Annotated in this window: 17 protein-coding genes; 12 read left to right on the top strand and 5 right to left on the bottom strand. The window is 64.5% G+C overall.

The window, feature by feature from the left end:
- Window positions 1-33: 33 nt before the first annotated feature.
- The 10 genes from FHS47_RS14435 (at window position 34) to FHS47_RS14390 (ending at window position 10,342) form a co-directional block, all read left to right on the top strand.
- Window positions 34-1,125, top strand: coding sequence for a PQQ-dependent sugar dehydrogenase (locus FHS47_RS14435; RefSeq protein ID WP_167029282.1), 1,092 nt, complete (start codon window positions 34-36; stop codon window positions 1,123-1,125).
- 14 nt (window positions 1,126-1,139) lie between these two features.
- On the top strand, window positions 1,140-1,763 hold the full coding sequence (locus FHS47_RS14430) for a YbhB/YbcL family Raf kinase inhibitor-like protein (RefSeq protein WP_167029279.1): 624 nt from the start codon (window positions 1,140-1,142) through the stop codon (window positions 1,761-1,763).
- Window positions 1,764-1,876: 113 nt separating this feature from the next.
- Window positions 1,877-2,035, top strand: a complete 159-nt coding sequence (locus tag FHS47_RS14425) for a DUF1328 domain-containing protein (RefSeq protein ID WP_046965775.1) — start codon at window positions 1,877-1,879, stop codon at window positions 2,033-2,035.
- A 66-nt stretch (window positions 2,036-2,101) separates the two neighbouring features.
- Window positions 2,102-2,491, top strand: a complete 390-nt coding sequence (locus FHS47_RS14420; protein ID WP_167029275.1) for a DUF883 family protein — start codon at window positions 2,102-2,104, stop codon at window positions 2,489-2,491.
- A 26-nt stretch (window positions 2,492-2,517) separates the two neighbouring features.
- Window positions 2,518-2,997, top strand: coding sequence for an ABC transporter ATP-binding protein (locus FHS47_RS14415; RefSeq protein ID WP_167029272.1), 480 nt, complete (start codon window positions 2,518-2,520; stop codon window positions 2,995-2,997).
- A 4-nt stretch (window positions 2,998-3,001) separates the two neighbouring features.
- A complete protein-coding gene (locus tag FHS47_RS14410; protein ID WP_167029269.1) occupies window positions 3,002-3,319 on the top strand; it encodes a hypothetical protein in 318 nt (105 codons plus the stop codon).
- Window positions 3,316-4,479 (top strand): AI-2E family transporter, encoded by a 1,164-nt coding sequence (locus FHS47_RS14405; RefSeq protein ID WP_167029266.1) that lies wholly within the window; start codon window positions 3,316-3,318, stop codon window positions 4,477-4,479. Before FHS47_RS14410 ends, FHS47_RS14405 begins: the two co-directional genes overlap by 4 nt.
- Before the next feature lie 166 nt (window positions 4,480-4,645).
- On the top strand, window positions 4,646-9,181 hold the full coding sequence (locus tag FHS47_RS14400) for an RHS repeat-associated core domain-containing protein (RefSeq protein ID WP_167029264.1): 4,536 nt from the start codon (window positions 4,646-4,648) through the stop codon (window positions 9,179-9,181).
- Window positions 9,175-9,642, top strand: coding sequence for a hypothetical protein (locus FHS47_RS14395; protein ID WP_167029261.1), 468 nt, complete (start codon window positions 9,175-9,177; stop codon window positions 9,640-9,642). Before FHS47_RS14400 ends, FHS47_RS14395 begins: the two co-directional genes overlap by 7 nt.
- 94 nt (window positions 9,643-9,736) lie before the next feature.
- Window positions 9,737-10,342, top strand: coding sequence for an RHS repeat-associated core domain-containing protein (locus tag FHS47_RS14390; RefSeq protein WP_167030223.1), 606 nt, complete (start codon window positions 9,737-9,739; stop codon window positions 10,340-10,342).
- 705 nt (window positions 10,343-11,047) lie between these two features.
- Here FHS47_RS14390 and FHS47_RS14385 read toward each other — a convergent pair.
- From FHS47_RS14385 to FHS47_RS14370, 4 genes are read right to left on the bottom strand one after another with little or no spacing between them, the layout of a single operon-like run.
- Complete coding sequence (locus FHS47_RS14385; protein WP_167029258.1) at window positions 11,048-11,821, bottom strand: SDR family NAD(P)-dependent oxidoreductase; 774 nt, start codon at window positions 11,819-11,821, stop codon at window positions 11,048-11,050.
- The gene (locus tag FHS47_RS14380) at window positions 11,818-13,251 is read right to left on the bottom strand and encodes a TolC family protein (protein WP_167029255.1); all 1,434 of its coding nucleotides are present in this window, start codon (window positions 13,249-13,251) and stop codon (window positions 11,818-11,820) included. Before FHS47_RS14380 ends, FHS47_RS14385 begins: the two co-directional genes overlap by 4 nt.
- Before the next feature lie 2 nt (window positions 13,252-13,253).
- Complete coding sequence (locus FHS47_RS14375) at window positions 13,254-16,445, bottom strand: efflux RND transporter permease subunit (RefSeq protein ID WP_167029252.1); 3,192 nt, start codon at window positions 16,443-16,445, stop codon at window positions 13,254-13,256.
- Between the two features lie 7 nt (window positions 16,446-16,452).
- Window positions 16,453-17,658 carry an efflux RND transporter periplasmic adaptor subunit gene (locus FHS47_RS14370; protein WP_167029248.1) on the bottom strand — a complete coding sequence of 402 codons (1,206 nt, stop codon included), beginning with the start codon at window positions 17,656-17,658 and terminating at the stop codon, window positions 16,453-16,455.
- A gap of 192 nt (window positions 17,659-17,850) precedes the next feature.
- On the opposite strand from FHS47_RS14370, the gene FHS47_RS14365 reads away from it, so the two are divergent.
- Window positions 17,851-18,834 (top strand): LysR family transcriptional regulator, encoded by a 984-nt coding sequence (locus tag FHS47_RS14365; RefSeq protein WP_167029245.1) that lies wholly within the window; start codon window positions 17,851-17,853, stop codon window positions 18,832-18,834.
- A gap of 274 nt (window positions 18,835-19,108) precedes the next feature.
- Window positions 19,109-20,227 (top strand): serine hydrolase, encoded by a 1,119-nt coding sequence (locus FHS47_RS14360; protein ID WP_167029242.1) that lies wholly within the window; start codon window positions 19,109-19,111, stop codon window positions 20,225-20,227.
- A gap of 123 nt (window positions 20,228-20,350) precedes the next feature.
- Here the strand turns inward: FHS47_RS14360 and FHS47_RS14355 are convergent, their stop codons facing one another.
- Window positions 20,351-21,913 carry a winged helix-turn-helix transcriptional regulator gene (locus FHS47_RS14355; protein WP_167029240.1) on the bottom strand — a complete coding sequence of 521 codons (1,563 nt, stop codon included), beginning with the start codon at window positions 21,911-21,913 and terminating at the stop codon, window positions 20,351-20,353.

The raw sequence follows: 21,913 nt of genomic DNA, 5'->3' as shown, positions 1-21,913 counted from the left end.
TCCAGTCGGGCGCCATCCCAAGGAGTCCCGTACATGCGTAGCGTTCTCGCACTCGCCCTGGTCCTCCTCGCCAGCCATGCCGTTGCCGCCACGCCGGACATGGCGTCGCTCAAGCTTCCGCCCGGCTTCCATATCGCGGTGTGGACCGACCAGGTACCGGATGCACGGGAAATCGCGCTCGGCACCGACGGCACCGTGTTCGTCGGCTCGCGCGACGCCGGCAAGGTGTATGCCGTCTCCTACGATCCCGACGGGTCGGTGCGAAAAGTGCGCACCGTCGCCACCGGATTGCAGCTTCCGGTGGGGGTGGCCTTCCACAACGGCGATCTCTACGTGTCGGCCGTGAGCCGGATCTACGTGCTGCGCGACATCGAGAACCATCTCGACGCGCCGCCGAAACCGGAGGTGGTCACCGATAAACTGCACACCGAAACGGCGCACGGCTGGAAGTTCATCGCCTTCGGTCCCGACGGGAAGCTCTACGTGCCCGTGGGTGCGCCGTGCAACATCTGCGACCGCGGCGACGAGGGCTTCGCCCAACTGCTGCGCATGAATCCCGACGGCAGCGGCGTGGAAACCGTGGCCAAGGGCATCCGCAATACCGTGGGCTTCGACTGGCGGCCCACCGACAAGTCCCTGTGGTTCACCGACAACGGCCGCGACATGCTGGGTGACGACCTGCCGAGCGACGAGCTCAACCGCGTCACGAAAACCGGTGAACATTTCGGATATCCGTACTGCCACCAGGGCGACACGCCGGATCCGGAGTTCGGAAAAGGCAAAAACTGCAAGGACTACACACCGCCCGTGCTGAAGTTGGGACCGCACGTGGCCGCGTTGGGCCTCCGCTTCTATGAGGGCAGGCAGTTTCCCGCCGCCTGGCACGGTGCGCTCATCGTCGCCGAGCACGGTTCCTGGAACCGCTCGGTCAAATCCGGTTACCGGGTGATGACGGTGCGCCTCAACGGCAACAAGGTCGCCAGCTACGAGCCGCTGGTGGAAGGTTTCCTCAAGGACGGGAAGGTGTCGGGCCGGCCGGCCGACGTGCAGCCGCTGCCCGATGGCAGCCTCCTGGTGAGCGACGACGACAACGGCGCCATCTATCGCGTGACCTACAAGAAGTAAGAAGGAGTTAAAGCATGCGTCTCAAGAGCGACAGCATCGAGCACGGCAAGCCGATTCCGGCAAAGTTCGCGTTCATGGAGCAGGGCGAACCGGCAAAGCCGGCCGGCAACGTCACGCCGCACCTCGCCTGGATCGAGGTGCCCGAGACCGCGAAATCCTTTGCGATCGCCGTCATCGATACCGACGTGCCGTCGAAGCCCGACGACGTGAACGTGGAAGGCCGCGAGGTCCGCCGCGACCTGCCCCGCGTGGAGTTCGTCCACTGGCTGATGGCGAACATTCCGCTGGAATGCCGAGAGCTGGGCGAGGGCGCGTGCGGCGAGGGCATCGTGCCGCGCGGCAAGCGGGAGCCCGTCGGCCCGCCCGGCTCGGTCCAGGGCCTCAACGACTACACCGGCTGGTTCAAGGGCGACCGGGAGATGGAAGGCCATTACCACGGCTACGACGGCCCTTGCCCGCCGTGGAACGACACCATTCCGCACCATTACCATTTCCACGTCTATGCGCTGGATGTGGAGCGCGTACCCCTGGAAAACGGGTTCTCCCTGGCCGAACTGCGCGACGTCATCAAGGGCCACGTGGTAGATGAGGCGGTGCTCACCGGTACCTACTCCCTGAACCCGAAGGTGAAGGCGTGACGGGGCGGTGAACCCGTTGCCTGAACGCGTATTGAGCGGGGGCGTTCGGCTTCACGCGGCCTGCGCGGGGCGCGGGACTAAATGGTCCCGCGTCACTCCACGGAGAAGCCATCATGCTGCACTATGCCCTTGTCTTTCTCGTCATCGCGATCATCGCGGCCGTGTTCGGTTTCGGTGGCATCGCGGGTACGGCGGCCGGTATCGCGAAGATCCTGTTCGTCATCTTCCTGATCCTGGCGATCATCTCGTTCTTCCGGGGCCGCAGCGTCTAGCGGCCCGTGACCCAGGCGTCACTTCCTTTGACCTAACGTGCCAGACCCCGTAACGGAGAGAACTTCATGAACAAGCCCGCCGACCATGTCGCCAACGCCGCGACTGCCGCAGCGAACACCGTATCGGCTGCCGAGCGCATCGATGCGCGCGCGGAGCGCGTGAAGCAGGCCACGTCCGAGGCCGTGGACCGCACGAAGGATGCCGTCGAGCGGGCCGCGGACAAGGTCGAAGCCGGCCTCCACACCGCCACCGACAAGGCAGCCCACGGCGCCACCCGCGCCGCAGAGAAAGCCGAGGAAGTGAAGATGCGCGGCAAGGAGGCCTACGACGAAGCCGTGGACAAGACCAACGACTGGCTGGACACCGCACGCGAATACGTGCGCGAGAAGCCGGTGCAGTCGATAGCCCTCGCACTGGCCGCGGGCTGGTTGGCCGGCCGCATCCTGCGTAACTGATCGACGACCCCAGGGGACGCAAGCGCATGTTGGACGACGGTCCCTCGGGGCGACGGGAAGCGGACGGGCCGGTTCCGGGTGAAGGCGCCGCCGCGGGCGGCGCCAAGCCGGAATCGCCGTCCTGGCTGGACGATCTTCGGCGTCTCGGTGCCGGTGCGAAGGAGCTTTTTGCCGCGCAACTGAGCCTCCTCTCCGCCGAAATCGGGCTCGCCAGAAGCGGCATCGTGCTGATGCTGTTCATGGGCCTGGCGGCCATCGTCTTCGCGGTGGCGCTGGGCTTCACTCTGCTGGCGCTCGCCGGCTGGGGTCTGGCGCAATGGTTCGGGTCGTGGGCATGGGCGCTCACCGTGCTCGCGGCGCTACAGCTCGTGTTGCTGATCGGCGCCATTCTTGCCTTCCGCCGCGCCATGCACTGGCTCACACTGCCAGCCTCGCGAGCCGAGATCGCCAGTCTGGCGCGCGAAGCTGCGCGGCGTGGAAAAGCGGAAGGCGAGCGGGGGGAGTGAGCACATGAGCATCTTCAAAAGCATGGCCAAGGTCACCGCCGCCCGTGCGCGAGTCATGGCGGCACGGGAAGAAACGGTGCGCCCCGCGGCGGCCCTTATCGCTCGCGGTTACGAACACCCCCTCACCGTGGTCGGCCTCGCGGCCGGGTCCGGCTTCCTGCTCAGCAATATCAAGCTCAATCCGCTCGCAGTTCCGGGCATGAGCGGCGTGGTGGCAGGCGGCGTCGCCGATCTCATCGCGCGGGGCGTTTCCGTCGCCGCCGGGAGTTTCCTCGGCGAATTTGCCAGCGACGCAGCCGACGTCGCCGACGAGGCCCCGTGAGCGACTTTCCCAGCCCCCTTCCCACGCCACTGCCATCCACCGCAGCACCCGGCGTCGCGGTGTCGACGCTTGCCACCCGCCCCCGCCGCAAGCCCGGCAGTAGCCGGAGCACCCGGCGCATTTCGCGCCACCTGCGTTCCATCCGGATTTCGCTCACCGGCATCATCCTGCTGGCGCTGCTCTATACGGTGGCTATCGGCAAGTCGATCCTCGTGCCGTTGGTGCTCGCCGCATTTATCGGCCTGGCGCTCAACCCGATCGTCGCCTCCGCGGCACGGGCCCGCATACCGCGATGGTTGGCGGCGGTGACGGTGATGCTCCTGCTGGGCGCCGGTCTTGTGTGGGGTGTGTCCACGCTATCCACGCCGGCGCTCAACTGGTTTCACGAAGCGCCGACCGCAATGCGCGCTTTCGCACCGAAAATCAAACCGATGACGCAGCAGATCGAGGCGGCCAGCCGCGCGACGCAGACGCTCGTCGGTGGCACCGTCGCGCGTGCGGCACCGCAGAGTCCGAACTCCTTCGCCTTCACCGCATGGGACGTGGTGGCCAATGCGCCGAAAGTGCTGGCGAGCATCCTCACCGTCGCACTGCTGGTGTTCTTCTTCCTCGTGTACGGCGACGAGATCCTTCGACGAGCGGTGGAGATATCGCCCACCTTTTCGTACAAGCGGCATACGGTAAGCATCGTACGCAGCATCCAGGAAGAAGTGTCCAGCTACCTGCTGATGACGGCGTCCATCAACGTGACACTCGGGCTCGTCACCGCCGGCATGCTCTACATGTACGGCGTGCCCGATCCGCTACTCTGGGGCACGGTTGCGACGGTCGCCAACTTCATTCCCTACGTGGGCGCCATCACCACCACGACAATCCTCGCCATCGTCGGTGCGCTGCATTTCCAGGACCTGGGCGCCGCGCTCATCCCCGCGGGAACGTTCGCGGGGATCACCGCCATCGAAGGCAACCTGATCACCCCCATGCTCCAGGGCCGCCGCTCGCGCTTGAGCCCCGTGGCCATCCTGTTGTGGTTGCTGATCTGGGGATGGCTATGGGGCATTCCGGGCGCACTGCTCGCCGTGCCGATGCTTACATGCGTGAAACTGATCACCGCGAAGCTGCGCGGGTGGCAGTGGTTCGCGCACATCATTTCGCGCTGAGGCGTCTATTCTTCGCGACGGCCAGACTATGAGCCGTAACTTGGCTTACGCATACATCAGGCATTGAACCTTCGAAAAATCGTAGGTTATTTTCAGAATTTTCCCGTATCTTTTGAAGTCTTCGGCCTTCAGCCTGGCGGCTCTATAGTTCGCAGGGAAGAAAGCCATGCCGTTCTATCGGTTGTCGCGCACGCGGTTTGCACTTCATCTACCTGAAAAACTGCTGCTCCTTATCGTTTCGATGTTGCCATCGACGAGCCTTGCCGTGCAGAAACGCGACGCTGCACCCTTCGTTGAGTACAAGTCTCCTACTGCCGAATTCTTCCTGACTCACGAAGAAGCGGCAGCAGTAGCCATGGCCTATCATTGTGCGCGGAGTGGCTATGCCGAATGTATCCTGGAGGCATCTGAGGACACGGATATCGGCTACGCTTACACCTATTCCTATGTTTTATTCGGACAACGTCTGACTGGGAGGCAAGTAGGTGCGGCCTACTACTCCTGCCCATCGTCCTACGCCCTTTACACGCAAATCGGCAACACTCTATTCGGTCCCCATGGCAACCGAGAGATTGTGCGCTCGCAAGGCGGACTGGATCTCGTCTGCTTGCGCGCACAGCCCCCCGAAACCGCAAGTGAATTCCAGAGCGATCTGGGTAGCAATCAATGCAACGCCATGGTCGGCAATCCGATCAATGTCGGAGCCGGAAACAAGTTCGAGACTCACATTGATATCGCGCCCACGAGCGCATCGCCACTGACGTGGGAACGTTTTTACAACAGCGGCGTCGTCTGGGCGGATCGTGAGAATAATCAATCGATCGGTACGACCACCCCCGCGACCGCGAGGCTCGGCAGCCGCTGGCGTGGCAGTTACGATCGTTCCCTCGCGTCCACCACCGTGTCGACCCCAGTGGGTCCTGTTCTAGGCATCCGCTTGTATCGCCATACGGGAGAGCGCATCGATTACGTCGAGAGTGGTTCACGCTACGAGAGTGTTGTCGATCCCCGAGGTCTCCTTCGCAGAGTCGGCGCGGGATGGATCTATCGCACACCGGCTGGGGAACTCGAGACATACGATGTGGCGGGCCAATTGGTAAGCATCGAAGGGACTGCAGGTCGACGCATCGATTTCACCTACAGCGACGCCTCGACGCGACCGGAGGTAGCACCCGAGAGCGGACTCCTCATCCGCGCCACGGACCATAATGGCCGACACCTGGCCTTCGACTACGATGCCGAAGGACGCGTGGCGTCGATTCGCCAGGCTGGCGGCGCTACGGTCACCTATACCTATTCGGAAGAGGACGGGGGCGGACTTAAGGCGGACCTGTCCAATGTCATGTACGTCGATGGACGCTCGATCGAATACCGCTACAACGAGGCGGAGTACACGCAAGGGGCCGAGTTGCCCCATCACTTGACCGGCATCATCGACGAGCATGGACGCCGCTTTGCGACCTACTCGTATGACGAGGCAGGCCATGCTCAAGGTAGCGAACATGCGCTCGGTGCCGGCAAGGTCATGGTGGGCTACTCGATGGACCCGGCACAGAGCATCGTCTTCGGCCCCACCGGAGGCATACACACCTATAGCTTCGAGACCGTCCGCGGCTCGCAACGTCTTGTCGGCATCGACCAGCCTGGGGGTTCCGGCTGTGACCCGGCGTCGTCGAAACTGGAGTACGACAGCAACGGCAAGGTCGCGGCACGGACGGATTTCGACGGGGTGGTGACCCGCTTCATGTACGATGACTACGGCAACGAGACCGAGCGCGTCGAGGCTGCCGACACGGCGCAAGCGCGCCGCGTGACGACACAGTGGCACCCGGACCTCCAACTGCCGGTGCGCACCGCGGCGCCGGGATACGAAGAGACGCTGGCCTACGATGCGCGCGGCAACGTAACCCAGCGACGTGTCGCCGGTGCGATCGATCCGTCCGAATCGGCCGCGACGCCAAGTGTGGTCCGCACCTGGACATCGACTTATGACTCGTCTGGGCATCTTCTGTACGTCGATGGCCCGCGTAGCGACAGCACGACTCCACAACGCCTGCTCACCCATGCCTATCGGCCAAGCGCCGACCCCGGCTGCGCCGCCGGCGGCGCCTGTGCCTATCGCCAGGGCGACCTGTGGAAGGTCGAAAACGCCCTCGGACAGGTCGAAGAAATCCTCGCCTACGATGCGGCCGGCCGCGTCCTTCGCCGACGCGACGCCAACGGCGTGACCACCGCATACACCTATACGCCACGTGGTTGGCTGGCGACCGAGACCGTCACCGATGTCCAAGGAGCCGTGGCCGTTACCCGTTTCGACTACACGGCCAGCGGGCAGGTGGAGCGGATCACGGACGCCGATGGCGTACCGGTAACCTTCGAGTACGACGATGCGCAGCGCCTCATTGGCGTCACTGACGCTGCGGGCCACCGCATTCGATACACGCTTGACGCCGCCGGTCAACGCACGGCCGAACAGATCGAAGACAAGGACGGCACCCTCGTTCGCCGGTTGAACCGGACGTACGATGCCCTGGGTCGTGTCGCCACCCAAACGGACGCTTACAACCACACCATATCGCATACTTACGACACCATGCATCGCTGGACGGGTTCGACCGATGCACGCGGCACGCGCACGACAGCTTCCTATGACGCGCTCGGCCGGCTGCGCGAAACCATCGGCGACATCGATGGCGTAAAGGCGCGCATCGCGACGGAGCATGACCCTCTTGATCAGTTGATCTCGCTCACCGATCCGAAGGGACTGACCACGGCTTACCTGACGACTGGCCTGGGAGACCTCTTGTACCTCGACAGCCCGGACACCGGAAAGGCTTGGAGCGAATACGACGCTGCCGGTCTGCTTACCCTGCACGAAGCACCCGGCGGCATCGGCAGCCATTCGGTTACTCGCGACGCCCTGGGCCGGATGTTGACGAAGACATTCGCCGACCCCGCCCTAGCCATCACGATGACTTACGATGTCGCGGACAGCCGATGCCCGGCGGACGAGCGGTACGTCATCGGTCGCCGGACGTCCATGAGCGACGGCTCCGGCAGCACCGCGTATTGCTACGACTCGGCTGGCCGTATCGCGCGAAAGTTCCAGACCGCGGGCGGGCGCGACCTGAGCGTGGCCTACCGATACACCAAAGCCGGACGCCTCGCGGGTGCCACGCTTCCTGACGGCAGCATGGTGAGTTGGCGTCATGACAGCTTTGGTCAGGTAACGGGCATCGACGTCGCTCCCGCAGGAGGCATTACCGCCCCGCTGCTATCCGACGTCACCTGGAACGCACTCGGCAACGCGGCCGGTTGGTCCTACGGTAACGGCCGTCACCTCGCACGCAGCTATGACGCCAACGGCCGCCCCACCGGCGTCACCGACATGGCACCTGGTGGGCTCCGTCACACATTGAGCTACGACGAGGTGGGCCACGTCGTGGGCCTCGATGCCGACGGCGCCTCACGCTCCTTTACGTACGACGGGCTCGGCCGCCTCACGGAAACACGCGATGCCGGCACCAACGTTGCGCTTCATCAGTACACCTATGACGCCACCGGCAACCGGACCTCGCTCACCGTTGGCGGCGCCACAGACCACTATGTCTATGCAACGGAAAGCCATCACCTCACCACTGTCGACGGAGCCTTGCGTCGTTACGATGCAGCCGGTAGCACGATCGCCATCGGCGCCCTGGAATCGATTCACGATGTGACGGGACAACTGGCTTCCATCCGCCAGACCGGAACCACCCTGGCCAGCTACCGCTACAACGGCGACGGCCAACGCGTAACGCGGATTGAGGGCACCGACACCACACACACGTTCTACGACGAAGCGGGCCATTGGCTTGGCGACTACGATGCCGATGGCAAGGCTATCGGCCAGGCGATCTGGCTAGGAAACTACCCGGTCGGCCTGATCGTCGATGGCCGCGTCCTGTACATCGAACCGGATCACTTGGGCACACCGCGTGCGATCATCGATCCAGTGCGTAACGTGGCGGTGTGGCAGTGGAAGCTCGAAGGTGAGGCCTTCGGTGCGGATCGGCCGAGCGAAGACCCCGATGGCGACGGCCAGACATTTACGTTCGATCTGCGCTTCCCAGGGCAACGGTACGACGCGGTCTCCGGCCTGTACTACAACTACTTCCGCTATTTCGATCCGGTGAGTGGGCGATACATCCAGAGCGACCCGATCGGATTGGCGGGTGGCATCTCTACGTATGCGTATGTGGCGAATAATCCGTACGTGCGAACCGACAGGTTCGGATTGGATGACTCGGCCGCAATGTACAACCCTGAATTTTGGGGGCGACCGCAACCGTCACATCCCGATTATTACCATGTAACCATCAACTACCTCATTGGAACTGCCAGCTTTACGCTGACCCGCAGCGGAACGGTTTACTCCGGTGTTGGGCCCGTATACGGGGGACCGAAATCTTCGGTGAACACTAGAGTCCCAGGTTTTTCGGTCTCTAGCGGTCTACTCGGAGGATGCGACCACAGCCCGGAAACCGTTGATGGATACGTGCAAGGCGCGGCTACGGGAGCATCAGCCTATTACGGTGTAGGTGGTGGCATGTCGTACAACAGTTCAGGCTGGGCGATCGAGACAGGATTTGGAACGCCAGGCGCAGCCTATCAGGTGTACGAATACAATAGGCCCGTTCTTGACACAGGAATATCATGGTGACGGTGGCCGTGAGCAGGTGGCTGATCGGAACATTCATACTGTCGGCCGCAGCCTTTCTGTATCTACATATTTCGGATTGGTATGTGTGGCAGGGCCATGTTGAGTCACGTCCGCAGCCGACAATTGCCAAGCTGAAGGAAGGATTTCGGGAATTCCCGTTTGCCAATGAAGCCAGATTGATTAGTTCCTTCGATAAGGACGAATCGGTGTCAGTAAACTACAAATTTCAAAGCGACTTGCCTCCGGCACAGATCGCTGGGGCATTCAAAGTAGGATTGAAGCGGCTTGGCTGGCATATGGAAAGGGAGAATATTGCTAGAGATGCCATGCTCAAATTCTGCCGTAGCGGAACCGCTACGACTATCAGGTTGATTTCTATCGACCCTGGAACAGAGGCAAACGTGCATCTTTCCTGGACGTACAACGTCCGGTCACCAGATTACTGCGCGGTAGCGCCATGATCGCTTTCCATAGGGCAGTTATCGGCTACCGTCGCCACGCCCGAGCGCAACGTCCGCGATGCGATGATGAAATCGATCCAGCGACAACAAACCTATTCCAGGGCAGCGGCACGATGCGGCCTCCGGCCTGCACTACAACTACTTCCGCTATTTCGACCCGGCGAGTGGACGATATGTCCAGAGCGACCCGATCGGATTGGCAGGCGGCATCTCTACGTATGCCTATGTCGCGAACAATCCACATGTGCGGATTGATCCGCGGGGGCTGCGGGCCGATATGGATCTATGTGCCGGGCTAAGCGCCCACGCTTGCATGGCGATGGGTATCAACTTCTTGCCCGATTACGTAGTGATCAATGCAACCGTCCCGTCTCTCTTCGAGTTTGGGTACACCTTCACGAAGTCAGGAGCGGTGTTCAGTCACGGCGGAGGCGCCGTCGGAAACCCAAAGGGTATGCTGACTGGCAAGAACTGGGGCTTTTCGGCAGCTGCGGCTCGGATGACCAAGACTTGCACCGCCGAAGAGGTCGATAGCTTTATACAGGGAGGGACTTGGGGTGCTTCGTTGTACCGAGGGATCGGTGGCGGGATTGCAACAAACCGATCGGGTACAGCATTTGAAACTGGGTTTGGATTTGGGGGAGGCGCTATCGACTATACATACTCGGAGCAGATCGTTCTCCCTGGTGCTGAACGGTGAGATATCTGTTCTCGGCGCGCTCCCTCGCTCTAGGCCTCTATTGGTCATGTGCAGTAACTGCACTATGGCTAGTGGGTAGAGCTATTGATAGGAGTGAACAGCAAACCTATCCGGGAGAGCCCGATCGGGAGCTAATCTTGAGTAGTTTCAACGAGGCTGTGTCGTCAATTGAAGGCGTTCCTGCTGGTTCTCCGAAGAACTTCCACAGGGGCGGTGAATCTGGGATCAGCCAAGTATTCTCGCTGCATACGCCTCTCCAAGTGTCAATGATTAGGATCGAGGCGTTGATGAGCGGTCGCGGATGGAAGGTTGTGAAAAGAGGAATGTATAAAGGCTACCCCAGTTACCTGAAACTCTGTAGGAGTGAGCTTTCCGCGATGTTCAGTGCGGACCGAACCTACGCGGAGAAGCGTTTTGACGTCCGCGTCGTCTGGGCAAAGGAATCACACCAATCGGGATACTGCCCCAGATGATGGCCAATGAATGCGATCGATAGAAAGCAGACACCCTGCCTATGCTGCTTTCGTTCCAAAGATCCGCCACGCCCCAAGGAGCCGGCGGCCGCCGTTTCCGGAGCGATTCCGCAGGGAGGCGAAGGCCGGACGAGGACTTAGCGACGGAAATGGCGGCCGTCGGCGACGCGCCGCCACGTCCGAACGCGACAACAGCAAGCGCGATGGCGAAGCCGAGCCAGCGACAACAAACCTACCAGGCGATCTTCGTCCGATCCCGAAAGAACCCGCCCGTCGCCGCCTCGCGTTCCGGTAGCAAGGCAGCCCACACGATGCCTTCCGCGCTTTCGGCCGCAGGCCTGCCGCCACCGCCGCCTAACTCGGTGGCGGTCCAGCCTGGGCAGACGGCATTCACGAGGATGCCGCTGCCTTCGAGTTCGCGGGCCAGTACCTGCGTGTAGGCATTCAGCGCCGCCTTCGATACCCGATAGGCGGGACTGTTCTCGCCGCACATGGCGTGGAGGGCGCATTCGCTCGACACATTCACCACGCGGCCATAGCCGTGCCGCTTCATCAGCGGCAACGCTGCCGCGGTAAGACACCATGCGCCGATCAGGTTCACGTCCAGCGCGCCGCGGATCATCTCCAGGTTCGGCGCGGAAGGTACGGCATCGGGGTCGTAATACCCCCCGGCATTGTTGATCAGGATGTCGAGCCGGCCGAAATGCTCGCCGATATACGCCACGACGCGGTCGATGTCCTTCGACTTCGTGACGTCGAGCTTGATGGCATGCGCGTCGCCGCCGAGTTCCCGGATGATGCGCGCCGCCTTCTCGCCCTTGCCGGGTTCGCGCATGCCCATGAATACCGTGACGCCGAGGGAGGCGAGCTGTTTAGCCACCTCGAGGCCAATGCCGCGGTTCGCGCCGCTCACCAGCGCGACGCGCTGGCTGAGCGGCGGCTCTACCGATACGGCTTTGCTGCGCCGGTTCTGCACGGGCAAGTGATGGACCTTCGCCGCGCTCATGGCACCTTCGCAACCTCGCTGCACGCGTCGTTGCCACATGCCTGCCAGCCGCCACCCAGCGCCTTGTAAAGTTGCACGGCGCGCAGGTTGATGCCGGCTTCCGCTTCCGCCAATTGGTCTTCCGCCGCCAGTTGCGTGCGCTCGGCGTCCAGCAGCTCGAGGTAGTCGGTGCGGCCCGCGTCATAACGCAGTTTCGCAAGCTGGGCGGCCCGGCGGCTCTCGGTCGCCTGCACCACCAGCTTCTCCACCCGCTCACGCTGGCGGTTGAAAGCCACCAGCGAGTTGTCGACGTCCTCGAGCGCGGTCAGTACCGTGCGATCGTAATTGGCGCGTGCCTCGTCGGCACGGGCTTCCGCGCCCTTCACGCCGGAACGCACGCGCTGCACGTTCAGCCCCGACCAGGAAATGCTCGGCGCGATGGACCATGCCCGCGAATCCGCACCGCCAAAGTCGTTGCTGCGGCCAGCGAGGAAGCCGATGAAGCCACCCAGCGAGATGTGCGGGAAATAGTCGGCCTTGGCGACACCGATGCGCGCGTTCGCGGCGGCGAGCTCGCGCTCCGCGATGCGGATGTCCGGACGGCGCTGCAACACCTCGTCCGCGCCGCCGATGGCCAGCGTGGCGTCGATCGGCTTGAACGATGCGGGCGAGAGATCGATGTCCAGTTCGCCGGGACGTTCGCCTAGCAGCACCGCCAGCCGGAACTGATCGGCACTGGCCTGGGTTTCCAGCACGGGAAGCTGTGCTTCGACCGCCGCGAGGCGGGCCTTGGCACTGGCGAGATCCTGCTCGGCGCCCGTGCCCACTTCCACACGGGCCGAGATCACCTTCAGCGAATCCTGCTGATTGGTGATGTCGCGCTTTGCCACATCGATGCGCAACTGGGTGCCGCGCAGGTCGAAGTAGTTGCGCGCGACTTCCGCGAACAACGTCACCTGCGCGTCCTGCAACGACGCCTGGCCGGCCGCGGCATCGGCGCGCGCGGCTTCCACCGAGCGACGGATACCGCCGAACAGATCGAGTTCCCACGACGCGTCGAAGCCGGCCTGGTAAGCCGTGACCGTCTGTCGCTGATCGCTGAAGCCCGGTTGCTGCTGCCGGCTGCGCTGATACGACACGCCTGTTTCGATATCGGGAATCTGCTGCGACTTCGCCGTGCCCAGCGCCGCGCGTGCCTGGGCAAGGCGCGCCACGGCGATCTTCAGGTCCGGGGCATTCTTCGCGGCGCGGACGATCAGCGCGTCCAGCGTGGGGTCGCCGAACTGCTTCCACCACTGCGCCTGGAATCCTGCGTTGTCCTGATGGGCGGCATCGACGCCTTGCAGCGCCACCGGCGCTTCCTTCGGCGCGTGGTAATCGGGACCCACGCTGGCGCATCCGGCGAGGACGAGCGCGGCGAAGAGGGCGGTACTGCGGAACATCGTTTTCATGATCAGGACTCCCGTGCCGCATGTTCCAGGAGACGGCGCTCGCGGCGCGCCTGGCGGCGGGCCTCGGAGCGCTCGTTCCAGGCGCGGATCAGCACGTAGAAGAGCGGGGTGAAGATAAGGCCGAAGAAGGTGACGCCGAGCATGCCGGAGAACACGGCCACGCCCATGGCATGGCGCATCTCCGCGCCCGCGCCGTGCGACGTCACCAGGGGCACCACGCCCATGATGAAGGCGAACGACGTCATCAGGATCGGGCGCAGTCGCAGGCGGGCGGCTTCGAGCACCGCGTCGACGCGGTTCATGCCTTCGATTTCCGCTTCGCGTGCGAACTCCACGATCAGGATCGCGTTCTTGCAGGCAAGGCCCACCAGCACGATCAGGCCGATCTGGGTGAAGATGTTGTTGTCGCCGCCGGTGATGAACACACCGAAGATCGCGGACAACAGCACCATCGGCACGATCAGGATCACGGCCAGGGGCAGGCTCAGGCTCTCATAGAGCGAGGCCAGCACCAGGAAGACCAGCAACACCGACAGCGGGAACACCAGCACGGCGGTGTTACCGGCGAGGATCTGCTGGTAGGTCAGCTCGGTCCACTCGAAGCTCATGCCGTTAGGCAGGTTGGCTTTCACCAGCGCTTCCATCGCGTCCTGCGCCTGGCCGGTGCTGTAACCCGGTGCCGGGCCGCCGTTGATCTCAGCGGTGGGGTAGCCGTTGTAATGCTGCACGCGGTCGGGGCCGTTGGTCTGGCGCACGGTGAGGAACGAGCCCAGCGGCACGAGGTCGCCGGCGGCGTTGCGGGTCTTCAGGCCCACGATGTCGGACGGCTCGTGACGGAACGACGGCTCGGCGGACACGTTCACCTGATAGGTGCGGCCGAAACGGTTGAAGTCGTTGACGTAGAGCGAACCGAGGTAGGCCTGCATCGTCTGGAACACGTCGCCCAGGTCGATGCCTTCCGACTTGGCTTTCTCGCGGTCCACATCGGCGTCGAACTGCGGCACGCTCACCTGGTAGCTGGTGAACAGGTGCGCGAGTTCGGGCGTCTTCTGGCTGGCGGCGATGATGCCCTGCGTCTGCTTGAAGAGTTCCTCGAAGCCCAGGCCGCTGCGATCCTCGATCTGCATGCGGAAACCGCCGATCGTGCCGAGCCCGTTGACGGGCGGCGGCGGGAAGATCGCGATGTACGCATCCTGGATGGAGGCGAACTTCTGGTTCAGCGCCGCGGCGATGGCATCCGCGGACACGTCGGCATTACGGCGTTCCTCGAACGGCTTGAGCGTCACGAAGACGATGCCGGCATTCGTGCTGTTGGTGAAGCCGTTGATGGAAAGGCCCGGGAACTGCACGGCACTTTCCACACCGGGTTGGGCCAGGGCGATGTCGCCCATGCGGCGGATCACGCTCTCGGTGCGATCCAGCGAGGCCGCATCCGGCAGCTGGGCGAACGACACCAGGTACTGCTTGTCCTGCGAAGGCACGAAGCCGGTCGGTACCTTCGAGAAACCGAGGAAGGCAAGGCCAACCAGACCCGCGTACAGGACCAGCACGATGCCGGAGAAGCGAAGGATCTTCTTCACGCCGCCGACGTAGCCGTGCGCGCCGCGCTCGAACGTGCGGTTGAAGGGACGGAACAGCCAGCCGAGGCTGCGGTCCATCCATACCGTGAGCTTGTCCTTCGGTTCGTCGCGGCCCTTGAGCAGGATGGCCGACAGCGCCGGGCTCAGCGTCAGCGAATTGAACGCCGAGATCACCGTGGAGATGGCGATGGTGAGCGCGAACTGGCGATAGAACTGTCCGGTGAGGCCACTGATGAAGGCGGCGGGCACGAACACGGCGCAGAGCACGAGGGCCGTGGCCACGATGGGGCCGGTGACCTCGGTCATCGCCTGGCGCGTGGCCATCTTCGGATCGAGCCCGTGCTCGATGTGTCGCTCCACGTTTTCCACGACCACGATGGCGTCGTCGACCACGATGCCGATCGCCAGCACCAGGCCGAACAGCGACAGCGCGTTGAGCGAGAACCCGGCGAGATACATCACGGCGAACGTGCCGATCAGCGACACAGGCACGGCCACCAGCGGAATGATCGAGGCGCGCCAGGTCTGCAGGAACAGGATCACCACCAGCACGACGAGCACGATCGCTTCGAACAGCGTGTGCACCACGGCGTCGATGGAGCCGCGCACGAACACCGTGGGGTCGTAGACGATGGAGTAGTCCACGCCTTGCGGGAAGTCCTTCTTCAGCTCGGCCATCTCCTTGCGCACTTCGTCGGAAATGGCGATGGCGTTGGAGCCGGGACGCTGGAAGATGGGAATCGCCACCGCCTCGCGGTTGTTCAGCAGGCTGCGCAGGGCGTAGTTGTTCGAGCCCAGTTCCACGCGCGCCACGTCGCGGAGATGGGTGACCGAACCGGACGCGTCGCTGCGCACGATGATGTTGAGGAAGTCGTCCTCGGTAATGAGACGGCCGCGCGTGTTGATGTTCATCTGGAACGCAGCGGTGCTCGGGCCCGGGGGCGCGTTGAGCGAACCGGCCGCCACCTCGATGTTCTGCTCGCGGATGGCCTTGATCACGTCACCCGTGGTGAGGTTGCGGATCGCGAGCTTTTCCGGGTTCATCCAGATGCGCATGCTGTACTCGCCGGCGCCGAACAGCTGGACGTCGCCCACGCCGTCCAGACGGGCAAGCTGGTCCTTGATGCGCGTGCGGGCGTAGTTGGACAGGTACAGCATGTCGTAGCGGTGGTCCGGCGACGTGAGGTGCACGACCATGGTGAGGTCGGGCGAACTCTTGTTCGTCGTGACACCGAGGCGCTGCACTTCCTCGGGCAGGCGCGGCAGTGCCTGCGACACGCGGTTCTGCACCTGCACCTGCGCGTTGTCGAGGTCGGTGCCGAGGGCAAAGGTGACCGTGAGGGTCATCGCGCCGTCGCTGGTGGCCTGCGAGGAGGTGTAGAGCATGCCTTCCACGCCGTTGATCTGCTCTTCGAGCGGCGTGGCGACGGTTTCGGCGATCACCTTGGGGTTGGCGCCGGGGTAGGAGGCCTTCACCACCACGGTTGGCGGGACGACCTCCGGGTATTCGCTGATCGGCAGCTTGAACACGGCGATACCGCCCGCGATCAGGAACAGCACCGACAGCACGCCCGCGAGGATCGGGCGGTCGACGAAGAATTGGGCGATTTTCATGGATGGATCAGTCCTGGTTCTGCGCCACGCTGTCGACGCCGGCCGGGCGCGACGCGACATTGCGCGCGCTATCCGGTACCAGCGACGCCATCGCGACACGCTTCGCATTCACTTCGACACCGGGGCGCACCCGCTGCAGGCCGTTCACCACCACGACGTCATCGGCGCCAAGGCCCGAATCGACCACGCGCAAGCCGTCCACCAGTGCGCCGGTGGACACGCGGCGGTATTCCACCTTCTTATCCTTGCCCAGCACGTAGACGAACTTGTTGCCGAGATCGGTGCCCACGGCCTTGTCGTCGATCAGGGCGCGAGGCTGGGTGTCGGCGCTACGCAGTTCCACGCGGGCGAAAAGCCCGGCGGTAAAGGCGCCGTCGGCGTTCGGGAACACCGCGCGCAGGCGGATCGTGCCGGCGCCGGAGCGCACCTGGTTGTCGATGAAGTCGATCTTGCCGACGTGCGGATAACCGTCCTCGTCGGCGAGGCCCATTTCGACAGCCGGTGCGCGGCCGCTCTGGCGGCGCAGGCGGTCGAGCTTCAGGAAGGTCTGCTCGTCCACGTCGAAGTAGACGTACATCGGGTCGACGCTGACGACGCTGGTGAGCGTGTCGTTCGGCGTGACGAGGTTGCCCGCGGTGATCTGGGCGTTGCTCACCTTGCCGTCCACCGGTGCGCGCACCTGGGTGAACGAGAGATTGAGCTGCGCGGCATCGAGGGCGGCCTGCACCGACGCCACCTGCGCCTTGGCGCTGGCCGCGGCGGTATCGAGGCGGTCGGCTTCCTCGCGCGACACGGCATGCTGTTCCACCAGCTTGTTGCCGCGACCGGCGTTGGCTTCGGCATTCTTCGCCTCGGCCTTCGCCTGGGCCAGGTTGGCGGCGAGGCGGTCCACTTCGGCGCGGTAAGGACGCGGGTCGATGGTGAAGAGCAGGTCGCCCTTCTTCACGGCGGCGCCTTCGCGGAAATGGATCGAGTCGATGTAGCCGCTGACGCGCGGCTTCACCTGGATGGTGTCCACCGCCTGGATGCGGCCGGTGAAGGCATTGGTGTCGGCCACCGGGCGCAGCAGGACCTGGGCCACGGTGACTTCCGGTGCCGGCGGCGCCGCGGCAGGCTCGCTGGCGTGGCTGGCCGAGCTGCCGGCGCTCAGCCAGACCGCCGACGCGATGGCTACCGCGAGGGCGGACGAACCGAACAGGATTTTCTTCTTCATGGGAGGTCCTGGAGCTTCGATTGGGATGGGTAAGGGGGGCGGGGCCGGCAGCCTGAGGCCTCAACCTTGGTTGAGGTCAAGCCGGTCCATCGCAGGCTGCGAAATCTAGGTCTTGCTTCGAACGCGAAAAATGGGTCTACAATCATTCCGGCTGTGACCCTCAGTCACGAATCACGATCCCCGGAGTTAGCGATGGAAGACTTTTCCGCTATCAGCGTTTTTGTCCGCGTGGTGGAGGCCAAGAGCTTTTCCTCGGCCGCGCAGCACCTGCAGATGACCCCGTCCGGGGTTAGCCGCGCCATCTCCCGCCTGGAGGAAAGCCTCGGCGCGCGGCTGTTCTTCCGATCGACACGTTCGCTGCGGTTGACCGACGATGGCTCCGCGTTCTATGCACGATGTAAGGAGATTCTTGCCGATCTGACGGAGGCCACCGAGGCCCTCGGGTACGCCAAGACCAAGCCGGCAGGCAAGCTGAGGGTGGCCGCGTCGTCGGCGGTCGGGCGCGCCGCAATCATTCCGAATCTGGCCGAGTTCGAGCAGAAATACCCCGACATCCGGCTCGAATTGACGATGTGCGATTTCCCGTTCGATCTGAACGAGGAAGGCTTCGACTGCGCCATCCGCATGGGGGAACTGGCCGATTCCAGTCTCATCGCACGCAAGATCGGCCACTTCAGCAACGTGCTCTGTGCCGCGCCGTCGTACCTCGCAAGGCACGGCACGCCCACCTCGATCGAGCAGTTGAGGAACCACAAGGCGGTGAACTTCGTGCACCCGAGCACGGGCAAGCCGTACCAGTGGCAGTTCGACTCCCCGAGCGGCCGCGTGTCGGTCGATGTCGACGCCCACATGCTGATCAACGACGGCGAATCGGTGATCCAGGCGGCCATCGCCGGTCTGGGCATCATCCAGGCGCCGCATTGCCTCGCCAGCAGCGCGCTCGAAAAGGGCCTGCTGGAGATCATCATGACCGACACGATCTCCACCGGCTCCAACCTTTGGATCGTGTATCCGCAGAAGCGGCACCTCTCCGCTCGCGTCCAGGCGTTCATCGAATGGACCAGCGAACTGTTCCAGCGCACCAGCGAGCCCAAGTGCAAGCTTGTGCAGCAACAGCAGGCGGAGCTGGCTCGCAAGCGCACCATGCGCCAGGAAGAGATCGCCGCGGTGGCGTGAAAGACCCTGTGGGAGCCGGCTCTGCCGGCGATCCCGCGGCAGCGGGCAACCTTGCCGCGAGACCCATCGCCGCTGAAGCGGCTCCCACAGAAAGCCGGTCTGCTCTGTGTGGGAGCCGGCTATGCCGGCGATTCCGCGGCAGCGGGCCAGCCTGCCGCACGCACCATCGCCGCCGAAGCGGCTCCACGACGGCCTTCATAAAACTTCAGACGCTTTTCAGGCGCTTCAGGCGCGGCTTCGCTTCACTCGGGCTCCCACGACAGGAGCCGATGCCATGCGCCATGCCTTCCGTACCCTCGCCGCCACGATGGCCCTCGCGGGAGCGCTGCCCGCCACCGCCGGAACGTACCGCCCACCCACGCGGGCCGACGATGGCTGGCCCGTGGCCGATGCCGGCACGCTCGGCTGGAACACGGCGAAGCTCGGCACCCTTGAGGACAAGGTGGCCGACGGCAGCTACAAGAAGATCACCAGCGTCCTCGTCGCCGACCATGGCCGGCTTGTCTACGAGCACTACTTCGACGGCGGCTCGCCGGATCTGCTGAACGACGTGCGGTCGGCCAGCAAGAGCCTTACGGCCATGCTCGTGGGCGCGGCCATCCAGCGCGGTGCAATCCCGACTGTGAAAGCGCCGGTATACGCCTTCTTTCCGGACATCCACATCGAGCACCCCGATCCACGCCGCGCTGGGGTAACCCTGGAAGACCTGCTCACCATGAGTTCCATCCTGGAATGTGACGACGAAAACGCGTTCTCGTCCGGCAACGAGGAACGAATGTACGTGAGCGAGCGCTGGCTGGATTTCGCGTTGAACCTGCCGATTCGCGGATATGCGCCGTGGGTGAGCCGCCCAAAGGATTCGCCATACGGCCGCACGTTCTCGTACTGCACGGCCGGCAGCTTCGTCGCCGGTGCAGTGGTGGAGCGGGCGACGAAGAAGCCGCTCGCCGCATTCGCCCACGAAGCGCTGGAGGAGCCGCTCGGCATTTCGAAGGTGAAGTGGAACGTGTCGAGCGAGGGCATCGGCATGGGCGGCGGCGGCACGCGCTACCGCACACGCGACCTCGCGAAGCTGGGTCAGCTCGTCGCCGACGGCGGCCGTTGGAATGGCAAGGCGGTGCTGCCTTCCAAGTGGGTGCACGCGATGCTGACACCGCACGCGCAGGCGCGTGACGATGCGGATTACGGGTACCTGTGGTGGCAGTTTCGCTTCCCGATCCACGGGGCGGAAGCCAAGGTCTGGGCGATGGGCGGAAACGGCGGCAATTACGTCTTCGTGTTGCCGGAACGCGGACTCGTGGCGGTGATCACCAGCCAGGCGTACAACCAGGGCTATGCGCACCCGCAGTCGCAGGCGATCTTCCGCGACATCGTGCTGGGTGCGATGCCGTGACCCTTCTGTAGCTCCTCTGGGGAGTTAGGATGCTTTGTGTGGGAGCCGGCTCTGCCGGCGATCCCGCGGCAGCGGCAAGCTCGCCGCGAGCACCCATCGCCGCTGAAGCGGCTCCCACAGAACTTACCGTGTACCGGAAGCGAGCAGCTCCTTCGGGCACCACGGCGCCGCGAGTACCCGCTCGCGTTCGGATGCCACGCGGCGGTCGATGGCATCGATCACCGCCGTGAAGCCCGGGTCCGCGCGTAGCGGCGCGAAAAGCGGCGACGCACGCAGATAACCCGCGTCGCGCCAGCCCTTGTCCACGGCGTCGGACAACGCCGCCAGCGCGCCACGCCGGTCGTGCGCTGCCTCCAGAAGCAGTGCCAGTTCCAGCCGGCTGCCCGGCCACGGATCGCTCGGCAAGGCAGCGCGTGCCATGGCGATCCGGTCGCGCAGCCACGCGGTGTCGGCCGGCGTCGGGCCGTACAGCGCGGCCAGCGTGGTGGGCAGGGTGGCCGACGGGCGCAGCGCCTTGGCTTCCGCGAACGCCTTCGCCGCCGCGACGGAGTCGCCTTGGCGCAACGCCAGCTCGCCCTCCATCTGGGCCAGCTCCGCGCGTGCCGTGCCGCGTCGTTGCGCTGCGGCGAGTGCCACGCCCGCTTCGTCGAAACGCTTCTGCGCGAATAGGAAGGCAGGCCAGGCGATGTTCGCGAAGACGTTGTCGGGCGACAGTTCGAACACGTGCCGGTAACGGGCCTCCGCTGCCGCGGCGAATCCCAGCAATTCGTATTCGCGCGCCACCTGCACGTCGCGGAAGCGGACCCTGGACGGGTCGCCGCGCATGTCCATGTTGGCGTGCAGCGCATCGGCCAGACGGCCCTGCTCCTGGTAGAGGTACGCAGCCGACGAGCGGGCGGCATCGTCGGCGGGATCGAGCCGCACGGCGCGCTCATAGGCCGAGATGGCGCCAGGAATATCGCCGAGGCAATCCCGTGCGTATCCAAGTGCGGACCATGCGCCGGCATGGTCCGTGCGGACGGAAACGGCACGCGTGGCCAACCGCAGTGCCTCGCGGGCTTCGTCCGGCCCGGCGTTGTAGAGACAGGTGCGTGCCGCGCGCGTACGGCTGGCGCCGGCGAGTGCGTCGACGTCATCGGGTGCTTCGCGCAAGGCGCGGTCGTAGAGCGCGAGGGCCCGTTCGTTGTTGTCGCGCTGGCCCATCGCGCCGTACCAGCGCGCGCGCTCGAGGATCTCGTGTTGCGCACTGGTGGCCGGTTTCTGTTCGCGCGCGAGGAAGCCCACACCCACGGCCGCGGCGGCAAGCACACCCACCGCGGCGAAGGCGGGCCAGAGCGTACGGCGCCGAGGGGTGTCCTCGGCGGGCATCGGCACGGGCGGCGCGCCCAACTGGTAGCCGCGGCTGCGCACGGTGCGCACGTAGCGCGGCTGGCGAGCGTCGTCGCCCAGTGCCTGGCGGAGCAGGCGCACGCGCTGGGTCACCGTTTCCTCATTCACCACCGCCGGTGCCCAGACCTCCGCCATCAGCTCGTCGAAACCGACGACGCGGTCGCCGCGCTCGACCAGGCACGCGAGCAGCCTGAAGCTGAGTCCCGCCACGTCCAGCGGCACGCCATCGCGTTCGACCCGCTGGCGCGCGAGGTCGATCGTGAGATCGAGCAGGCGGTAGCGGGTGGCCTCGGGCAC

This window comes from Luteibacter sp. SG786, assembly GCF_011759605.1.
Classification (GTDB): domain Bacteria; phylum Pseudomonadota; class Gammaproteobacteria; order Xanthomonadales; family Rhodanobacteraceae; genus Luteibacter.
This window is presented reverse-complemented; position numbering and strand designations above follow the sequence as displayed.

Coding starts and splice junctions, on each gene's coding strand:
- FHS47_RS14415 (WP_167029272.1), top strand. CDS start 2,518: ATGTTGGACGACGGTCCCTCGGGGCGACGGGAAGCGGACGGGCCGGTT.
- FHS47_RS14435 (WP_167029282.1), top strand. CDS start 34: ATGCGTAGCGTTCTCGCACTCGCCCTGGTCCTCCTCGCCAGCCATGCC.
- FHS47_RS14425 (WP_046965775.1), top strand. CDS start 1,877: ATGCTGCACTATGCCCTTGTCTTTCTCGTCATCGCGATCATCGCGGCC.
- FHS47_RS14410 (WP_167029269.1), top strand. CDS start 3,002: ATGAGCATCTTCAAAAGCATGGCCAAGGTCACCGCCGCCCGTGCGCGA.
- FHS47_RS14375 (WP_167029252.1), bottom strand. CDS start 16,445: ATGAAAATCGCCCAATTCTTCGTCGACCGCCCGATCCTCGCGGGCGTG.
- FHS47_RS14400 (WP_167029264.1), top strand. CDS start 4,646: ATGCCGTTCTATCGGTTGTCGCGCACGCGGTTTGCACTTCATCTACCT.
- FHS47_RS14380 (WP_167029255.1), bottom strand. CDS start 13,251: ATGAAAACGATGTTCCGCAGTACCGCCCTCTTCGCCGCGCTCGTCCTC.
- FHS47_RS14365 (WP_167029245.1), top strand. CDS start 17,851: ATGGAAGACTTTTCCGCTATCAGCGTTTTTGTCCGCGTGGTGGAGGCC.
- FHS47_RS14385 (WP_167029258.1), bottom strand. CDS start 11,821: ATGAGCGCGGCGAAGGTCCATCACTTGCCCGTGCAGAACCGGCGCAGC.
- FHS47_RS14360 (WP_167029242.1), top strand. CDS start 19,109: ATGCGCCATGCCTTCCGTACCCTCGCCGCCACGATGGCCCTCGCGGGA.
- FHS47_RS14395 (WP_167029261.1), top strand. CDS start 9,175: ATGGTGACGGTGGCCGTGAGCAGGTGGCTGATCGGAACATTCATACTG.
- FHS47_RS14430 (WP_167029279.1), top strand. CDS start 1,140: ATGCGTCTCAAGAGCGACAGCATCGAGCACGGCAAGCCGATTCCGGCA.
- FHS47_RS14370 (WP_167029248.1), bottom strand. CDS start 17,658: ATGAAGAAGAAAATCCTGTTCGGTTCGTCCGCCCTCGCGGTAGCCATC.
- FHS47_RS14420 (WP_167029275.1), top strand. CDS start 2,102: ATGAACAAGCCCGCCGACCATGTCGCCAACGCCGCGACTGCCGCAGCG.